Origin of the sequence: Desulfobacterium sp. N47 (genome assembly GCF_051233685.1) — a bacterium.
In the GTDB taxonomy this organism is placed as follows: domain Bacteria; phylum Desulfobacterota; class Desulfobacteria; order Desulfobacterales; family RPRI01; genus RPRI01.
Map to the genome: position 1 here is coordinate 19,203 of NZ_JBAMMY010000323.1, position 8,792 is coordinate 27,994.

Consider the following 8,792-nt stretch of genomic DNA (forward strand, 5'->3'; position numbering starts at 1 on the left):
AAATAAGGAGTAACACAATATGAAAATTTCAATTTGCGCCATTGCATGGAAGAGTCATCTGCCGCTGTTGCTGCGGGCGGCAAACGGATTGGACTGGCTGGATATAAAAATCTTTTCCAGCACCCGGCTGAATGAAGATCCCCTGATGATAGAAGAGGCCATCCAGGAGCTTAAAACCGCCGACCTTGCCTTTTTCTACCGATCTACCGAAGCCTTCTGGGAACCCATCGAAAAAGAGTTGAAAAATATACCCGATTTGCCCGTTGTCTGCGTTGGATATGACCCTTCCCTGTGGGCTTTCTCTTCGGTGAAAATGGATGTGGCAGCAACCTGTTACAGTTACTTTACGTTGGGTGGAGAGGAAAACTACGCAAATATGTTCCGGTATATGGGTGCAAAAGTGCTGGAACTTGAAATCACAGCCGAAGCGCCCAAGCCGGTGCCATGGGAAGGCTTTTATCATCCCCGTGCAAGTGTCAGGCATTTTGACACGCTGGCGGATTATCAGGCATGGTATCAACCACCGGACGACCGGCCCACTGTCGGCATGTTGATCTCCCGCGCTTACTGGGTCAGTGAAAGTCTTAATGTGGAAGACACCATCATCGGGGCGCTGGAATCCAAGGGGTTAAATGTGATTCCGGTCTTTTCTTACAACGTTCGGGATGACGGACTGGGAACCCGAAGCAGCGGTCAGGTGGTTAGGGATGTATTCATCCGGGAAGACGGCACAGCCCGAATTGATGCGCTGATTAAATTGCAGCCTTTTTTCTTGGAAAGCATGTCCGGACAGCCGGATCTTTCGGACGGCAAAAACGCCACTCCCGGAGTCAGACTTTTAAAAGAATTGGATGTGCCGGTTTTTGGCCCCATCACCGCCTATTACAAAACCATTGAGCAATGGGAGGAAGACGGCCAGGGAATCGGAGCCGGCATTGCATGGTCTGTGGCCTTGCCGGAATTTGAGGGCATTATCGAGCCGATGATTGTGGGAGCCGGAAAAAACAGCCAGGACGAAAAGAGCGGGGAAACTGTGGAAGACCGGGTTGCCATTGCCGAACGATGCGCCAGGCTGGCTTCCCGCGTGGCCCAATGGGTTCGGCTTCGCCGCACCCCGGTTGCAGAAAGGAAGGTGGCCTTTGTTCTGCACAATAACCCGTGCGCTTCGGTGGAAGCTACGGTCGGCGTCGGCGCTCATCTGGATACCTTAGAGAGCGTGGCTCGTATTCTAAAGGACATGGCGGCAAAAGGTTACCTGGTCAATCCTCCTGAAACAGGAAAGGAGCTGATCGATACCATTATAGAGCGAAAAGCCATCTCCGAGTTCCGCTGGACCACCGTGGATGAAATCGTGTCCAAGGGCGGCACACTTGGCCGGGTGAACCTTTCCGATTATCTGAAATGGTGGGAAACCTTTCCGGAAAAAACCAGAAAGCGCATAAGCGAGGCCTGGGGAAACCCGCCCGGAGAAGAACTCAACGGCATTCCTCCGGCTATGGTTTACGAGGACACCATCCTGGTGACCGGCGTTGACTACGGAAACGCGGTTGTCTGCGTTCAGCCCAAACGGGGTTGCGCCGGGCCCAAATGCGACGGGCGGGTGTGCAAGATACTGCATGATCCGGATGTACCGCCGCCTCACCAGTATCTGGCCACCTACCGCTATATTGAAGATACCTTCGGCGCGCACGCGGTGGTGCACGTCGGCACGCACGGCAACCTGGAATTTCTGCCCGGAAAAGGCGTGGGACTTTCGGAATCCTGCTTGCCGGATCTGGCCATTCACACACTGCCCCATCTTTACATATACAATGCGGACAATCCGCCGGAGGGCACAATTGCCAAGCGCAGGTCATATGCGACCTTGGTCGATCACATGCAAACCGTGATGCAGCAGGGAGGACTTTACGAAGGGCTGGAAGAACTGGACCGCCTGCTGGCCGAATTCGAACAGGCTAAAATAACCGATAAGGGCCGGGCGCATACGCTGGAGCATCTTATCATGGAAGGAATTGAAAAGACCGATCTTACCCATGAAATCCGTTACAAGGCGGATAATCCTTTTGCCGAAACCGTCCGCAAAACCCATGAAGCTTTAGGCCGCATTCGAAATACCCAGATTCAGGACGGTATGCACATTTTCGGCGAAATTCCAGATGGTGATCAGCGGGTCGATTTTATCAACGCCATACTGCGCTTTGACGCCGGAGAGAAAAACTCACTTCGAAAAATCATCTGCCGCGTCATGGGTCTTGATCTGGCCGAACTGTTGAAGGATCAGGGCATGGTACATGATGGTTTTATGCTCAGTTACGGTCAGCTTCTGGAAGAAATCGAAGGTCTCGGCAAAAATGTTATTCGTGAATTACTTACAAGCGGCAACGGTCAGTTCAAGGCCAGGGCAGCAGAAATCCTGGGCGCTTACATGAAGAACCCGGCAGAACTGGAACTGCTTGAAGGCCTGCGTGAGCACATTGATGATCTGGATTTGCGTATTGATGCTTCCCGGGAGATCGATGCGTTGCAGCACGGCTTTGAGGGCGGATATCTGCCATCCGGGCCATCCGGACTGATTACCAGAGGCCGGGACGATATTCTTCCCACGGGCCGGAATTTCTATTCCCTGTACCCGGAAAAAGTCCCCACGCTGGCGGCTTACAAGATCGGCGAAAAACTGGCTGTAGCGCTGATCGAAAAGCACGAAAAAGAGGAAGGCCGCATCCCGGAAAACGTGGCCATTTTCTGGATGTGCACCGATATCATGTGGTCCGATGGCGAAGGCATGGGCCAGATCATGTCCCTGATCGGCGTCAAGCCCTCCTGGCTGACAAACGGCAAGGTGAATGGGTTTGAAATCATCCCATTGGAAGAACTGGGAAGACCCCGCGTGGATGTAACGATTCGCGCCTCCGGGATTTCCAGGGATAATTTTTACAACTGTCTTGAGCTGGTGGATCAGGCCATACATGCGGTGGCTTCGCTGGATGAACCGGAAGAGATGAATTTTATCCGCAAGCACGCCCTGGAAAAAATCCGGGCGGAAAATGCGCCCCCCGAAGACCTTGCTGCCTGGCGAAAGGCCACCTATCGGGTGTTTTCCTCTAAACCCGGCACCTATATGCCGGGGGTCAATCTGGCGGTGTATGCGTCGGCATGGAAAACTGAAGCCGATCTGACGGACATTTTTGTTTACTGGAACGGCTATGCATACGGCAAGGATGTGTTTGGAGAGGAATCACAGAAAGAACTGATCCATTCCTTAAAAAGTGTGGATGTCACTTTCAACAAGGTGGTTACCGATGAATATGATCTGTTTGGATGCTGCTGCTATTATGGCACTCACGGCGGGATGACGGCCGCAGCGCGAAACATCTCCGGCAAGGCGGTAAAAAGCTATTATGGCGACACCCGGGAGCCCGAAAATGTTTCCGTCGGTGATCTTGCGGATGAAATTCGAAGAGTGGTGCGCACCAAGCTCTTGAATCCCAAGTGGATCGAAGGGATGAAGCGCCATGGATACAAAGGCGCCGGAGACATTTCCAGCCGGGTCGGCCGGGTATATGGCTGGGAAGCGACAACCCAGGAAGTGGATGACTGGATTTTCGATGATATCGCCAAAACTTTCATGCTGGATAAGGAAAACCGGGAATTTTTTGAAAAGAACAACCCCTGGGCCCTGGAAGAAATCGGCAGAAGACTTCTGGAAGCCGAAAGCCGCGGCCTCTGGACCGCCGATTCCGAGGTGCTGGAATCGCTCAAGGAACGTTATCTGGAGATCGAAGGCTGCATCGAAGAAGGCATGGGGGATATCAAAGGGGACTTTCAGGGCGGATCTGTGGATATTCTTACGACAGAAGATGTTGCGAACTGGGATGTCATGATGACCGAAGTAAAAACCAAGATGACAGCCGCGCGCGAAATCGTCAAAAAGGAGTTATAACCAGACCATGCATCATCAAGTATATCCGTTTTCAGCGATTGTGGGTCAGGATCAACTGAAACAGGCTCTGATTCTCAATGCCGTGAACCCGGCCGTCGGCGGTGTATTGATCCGGGGAGAAAAAGGCACGGCCAAGTCCACGGCGGTTCGCGCTCTGGCGGCTTTGCTGCCCGAAATCAGCGTTGTTAGAGGCTGTCCGTATTCCTGCGACCCTGGCCGGCTTCATGATTTCTGCGATCTGTGCCGGCAAAATGACGGCTCGATTCAGGAAAGCCTGCGGCAAACCCGGGTAATCACTCTTCCGTTAAACGCCACGGAAGATCGGGTCGCAGGCGGAATCGATTTCAACCAGGCGATTAAAAAAGGGCGCCGGGTGTTGCAGCCTGGGCTTCTTGCCAAAGCCCACCGGGGGATTTTGTATGTGGATGAAGTGAACCTTCTGGATGATCACATTGTGGATATTATTCTGGATGCGGCGGCATCCGGACGGAATGTGATCGAGCGGGAGGGCATATCCTTTGCGCATTCCTCGCGGTTTATTCTGGTGGGAACCATGAATCCGGAAGAAGGCGAGCTCAGACCCCAGCTTCTGGATCGTTTCGGCCTCTGTGCAGAAATCTCTTCGGAAAAAGATCCGGAAAACCGTGCAACGCTGATACAGCGGCGGGAAGAATTCGATGCCGACCCTTCGGGTTTTATCCGGCGCTTTGAAAGCGAAAATAACAGGATTGCCCGGCAGATTGTCGTTGCCAGCGAGTTTTTAAACAGTATCACAATGCCCCGTCACATAAGAACCCTGATCTGTGAAATCTGTACGGAAAACAACGTGGCCGGACACCGGGCCGACCTGGTCATCGAGCAGGCCGCGAGAGCCATGGCTGCGTTTAGGGAACACGCCGAAGTTACGATAGACGATATCCGTGAAGTGGCCATGCTGGCTCTCACCCACAGAAAACGCGAGGCTGCACCGTCTCCACCGCCTCTGCCGCCGCAACACGACCACGATCAAAAGGAGGAGCCTCCTTCCGAAGATAACGCAGATGAGCAGGAAGACAGCCGGGAAAACCAGGAACAGGATTCACGGGAATCCGGGCAGGGCAATCAGCCGGAGGAAACGGGGCCTCCGGCTGATTCCTGGGAGTCCCGTCCTGATTCTCAACCCAATGATCAGGAACGGAAAAACGATGTCATCGATCAGATTTTCGAGACGGGAGAAACGTTTAAGGTTAAAAAATTCACAACTCCCAAAGACCGGGTGCTTCGACGGGGTTCAGGCCGCAGATCCCGCACCCGGATTGCCCAGAAACAGGGGCGTTATGTAAAAAGCACATCTGTTGCCGGAACCGGGGACGTGGCGCTGGATGCAACACTTCGGGCTGCGGCCCCGCACCAGTTGCACCGGGAAAATGCAAGCGGTCTTGCCGTGGTGCTGCGATCCGAAGATATCCGTGAAAAAATCCGGGAGCGGCGGATCGGCAATTTTCTGCTGTTTCTGGTGGATGCCAGCGGCTCCATGGGAGCCCGCAGCCGGATGATCGCCTCCAAGGGTGCTATTATGTCGCTATTGCTGGATGCCTATCAGAAACGGGACCGGGTCGCCATGATATCTTTTCGAAAATCAGAAGCCGTGGTGAATCTGCCGCCCACTTCCTCCATCGAGCTGGCCGCAGGACTTTTACGGGAAATGCCGGTGGGAGGACGCACACCGCTGTCAGCAGGTATAGCCAAGACATATGAAGTTTTGCGTAATTACCTGCTGCGCGAGCCCACTGCCAGACCCATCGTGATCATTATTACCGACGGCAGATCGAATGTATCCCTGGGAGAAAAAAAACCGATGGATGAAGCCGTTGATTTTGCCGCCCGGCTTAGCGATGACGGACGAATCCGCATCATAGTCGTTGATACGGAGAGCCAGGGGCTGGTTAAGTTCGGGCTGGCCCAAAAACTGGCAGGCGCGATGAATGCGCAATATTATAAAATTGAAGATCTGAAGAGCGAAAGCCTTCTGAATATAGCAAAGGAGAATGCTCAATGAACCAAAAATCCGTTTACCCGTTTGTCGCCATTGTGGGCCAGGATAAAATGAAGCTGGCCCTGATTTTAAATATCATCAATCCCACCCTTTCCGGAGTCCTGATCCGCGGTGAAAAAGGCACTGCCAAGTCCACGGCGGTTCGCGCTCTGGCGGAGATCCTTCCCGCCATCGAGATGGTTCGGGATTGCCCTTTTCAATTGTCTGCCAACGAGACGCACGAGGTGTGCCGGGAATGCGCCCGCACGGCATGTCATCGTAAAATGGAGCCCCCCGAACCGGGAGAGACCGTCAAACGCGGCATCCGCGTGGTTGAGCTGCCGGTAGGGGCCACAGAAGACCGCGTGGTGGGAACAATGGATATGGAACATGCCCTTAAAAAAGGTGAAAAGCGGGTGGAGCCCGGCATTCTGGCAGCGGCCCATCGGGGAATTCTCTATGTTGACGAGGTGAATCTGCTGGATGACCATGTGGTGGATGTGCTGCTCGATTCAGCGGCTATGGGCGTGAACACGATCGAGCGGGAAGGGGTGAGCTTTTCCCATCCCGCTCGCTTTACCCTGGTGGGCACCATGAACCCGGAAGAAGGCGAATTACGTCCCCAGCTTCTGGACCGGTTTGGGCTCTGCGTGAACATCGGGGGTATCAATGATTCCAATGCCCGCGTGGCCATCATGGAAAGGCGTTTGGCCTTTGATGAATCTCCCGAAAGTTTTTGCGGGCTGTGGGAAGACGAATCCAGAATATTGGTGGAGAAAATCGAAAAAGCGATCGCACTTTATCCGGATGTTATTATCGACCGGCCGCTATTGTACGAGATTGCCGGGTACTGTCTGGATGTTGGAGTAGATGGCCATCGCGGCGACATCATCATCCTGAAAGTGGCCAAAACCCTGGCGGCTTACAACGGACGCACCCGGGTGACCAAGGATGATATCGGCGTCGCAGCGGAGCTGGCCCTGCCCCACAGAATCCGCCGGCAGCCGCTTCAGGACATCGTGGTGGATGTCGAAACATTGCGGCGACAAAAACAGGCCATACAGAAAGCGGGGGTATGAACGGAAACGTCATGCTCACGGCTGCCGGGAATCAAGTCTGAAACCTATTGGGTAGATGAAACAGACGCCTGTTCAACCAAAACAACTGCCCGTTGAACCAACGGTGGTTCTACCCGGCCAGTTATTGCCCAGCAGGACTTGCTGACAGGAACCGAAGCTCCGGCGGCAATTTCTGTTGCTGCATACCAGAGTTCCGGGAAGGAAATTCTGGACAAAAGCGTTATGGAAGCGGTTAAGATCGCGTCGCCTTTTTCGAGACCGCCTGCAAAAGTTAAGCTGAGAGCTGAAAGCACCGGTAACTTACAACCTGTTAATAAGAATTAATATATTATTCAATGAAATAGTTAATGATAGCAAGGTAAGCATTATTGAGTATGATTCGCCTGGCCCTTTGTTTCTCCTTAGTTGACTTTTACTGTTGTTGCTACTATTCAAAATATGTATATTATGATAACATTATAATTTATTACACGAAAATACTTCAAATTTTAAACAAACTGATAAATTTTTATGCCAGCCGAGTGCGCTTCAAAGCTAAATAAATTCTCCGTTTCAAGAGAGTCAGGTTTAGATAAATACAGCAAAGCGTCCCATCCAATCCGTTATGGAAATTATATAAAGATTCGAACAGAAGATTACGAATATATCTTTGATTTAAACGGCAGGGCGAAAATAATTAGCGGAAAGCGTGGTGATTGGTCTCGTGAAGACTGGCTGAAACTCACAAAAGGAAATGACTGGATATTTTACACTGCAGGTATGGGTTACAATAATGCTTTCGCATATGAAGGCGAATACTACACACTATGCCTCAATTATGATTCCAACTCGATTTTCGACTACAGGCCATTTAAAAGCCAATATGTTTTGAATGCCCTTAATTCCCTTCAATGCTTTGTACGTAATTTAAAAGATATTATCGATGAACCGGCTTATTCAGAAAAGAGCGCTGCTGAAAAAAATAATTAATAATAATTCCGGCTTGCCCGACGAACCCGATATTCACAGTATCATCGGAAGTTCTATATCTGTGCTTCCACCGGACACCCGGCATTCGGATTACGATGTGATCCCTGTTATTATCGCTGACGGATGCATATACAACTGTAATTTCTGTTCGGTGAAATCCGGTGAAAAAATTAACATACGCGACGAAGCGAATATCTCCCGGCAGCTAAATCACCTACCACGCCCATAGGACGTGGTTTGATGAAGCCTCCTCGAAGGAGGCATTATCTTAGGGAAAGCCCCAGAAGGGGCTAAACATCCATTCGTCTTGTTTATCTTGCTCTTGGATATATTTTCTTATTGTTTCTTCGTCTAATCCAACTGTGCTTACACAATATCCTGTCGACCAAAAGCTTAATCCGGTCATCCTCTTGACATTTAAAACCTCCCGATGAATCCTGATTGCGCTTTTACCTTTTATAAATCCTGCCGTATTCGAAACACTGTATTTTGGCGGAATACTCACAAGTAAATGGATATGGTCCGATTTCGCATGTCCCTCATGCAACTCGATCCCTTTCTGTCGACACAAATCCCTGATGATTCCTCCAATTTTCTTTCTGATTTCTCCGTATATCTTTCTGTGACGGTATTTAGAAACAAATACCAGGGGTCTGCGACATAAATATGGGTAAAAACTTGACAAGGCGAGATATTTCGCCTATAGTCTGATTGCTTGTTAAGCATTCAGACCATAGGAGGAAGCCGATGGAAGAAACTATTGAAAGCTTGGAGATAGAGCGGGAACATT

General features: G+C 51.2%; 6 protein-coding genes. 5 read left to right on the top strand and 1 reads right to left on the bottom strand.

The window, feature by feature from the left end; all coding sequences use genetic code 11:
* Window positions 1-19: 19 nt before the first annotated feature.
* The 5 genes from cobN (at window position 20) to VXK47_RS20575 (ending at window position 8,002) form a co-directional block, all read left to right on the top strand.
* Window positions 20-3,940: a cobaltochelatase subunit CobN gene (gene cobN, locus VXK47_RS20555; RefSeq protein ID WP_435550660.1), complete on the top strand. Its 3,921-nt coding sequence runs from the start codon at window positions 20-22 to the stop codon at window positions 3,938-3,940.
* A 7-nt stretch (window positions 3,941-3,947) separates the two neighbouring features.
* Window positions 3,948-5,978: a magnesium chelatase subunit D family protein gene (locus VXK47_RS20560; RefSeq protein ID WP_435550661.1), complete on the top strand. Its 2,031-nt coding sequence runs from the start codon at window positions 3,948-3,950 to the stop codon at window positions 5,976-5,978.
* Window positions 5,975-7,033 carry an ATP-binding protein gene (locus tag VXK47_RS20565; RefSeq protein ID WP_435550662.1) on the top strand — a complete coding sequence of 353 codons (1,059 nt, stop codon included), beginning with the start codon at window positions 5,975-5,977 and terminating at the stop codon, window positions 7,031-7,033. Before VXK47_RS20560 ends, VXK47_RS20565 begins: the two co-directional genes overlap by 4 nt.
* A 138-nt stretch (window positions 7,034-7,171) precedes the next feature.
* Window positions 7,172-7,357 (top strand): TonB C-terminal domain-containing protein, encoded by a 186-nt coding sequence (locus VXK47_RS20570; RefSeq protein ID WP_435550663.1) that lies wholly within the window; start codon window positions 7,172-7,174, stop codon window positions 7,355-7,357.
* A 186-nt stretch (window positions 7,358-7,543) separates the two neighbouring features.
* Window positions 7,544-8,002, top strand: coding sequence for a hypothetical protein (locus VXK47_RS20575; protein WP_435550664.1), 459 nt, complete (start codon window positions 7,544-7,546; stop codon window positions 8,000-8,002).
* 268 nt (window positions 8,003-8,270) lie between these two features.
* On the opposite strand, the gene tnpA is transcribed toward VXK47_RS20575, so the two are convergent.
* The gene (gene tnpA, locus VXK47_RS20580) at window positions 8,271-8,687 is read right to left on the bottom strand and encodes an IS200/IS605 family transposase (RefSeq protein WP_435550665.1); all 417 of its coding nucleotides are present in this window, start codon (window positions 8,685-8,687) and stop codon (window positions 8,271-8,273) included.
* Window positions 8,688-8,792: the final 105 nt, after the last annotated feature.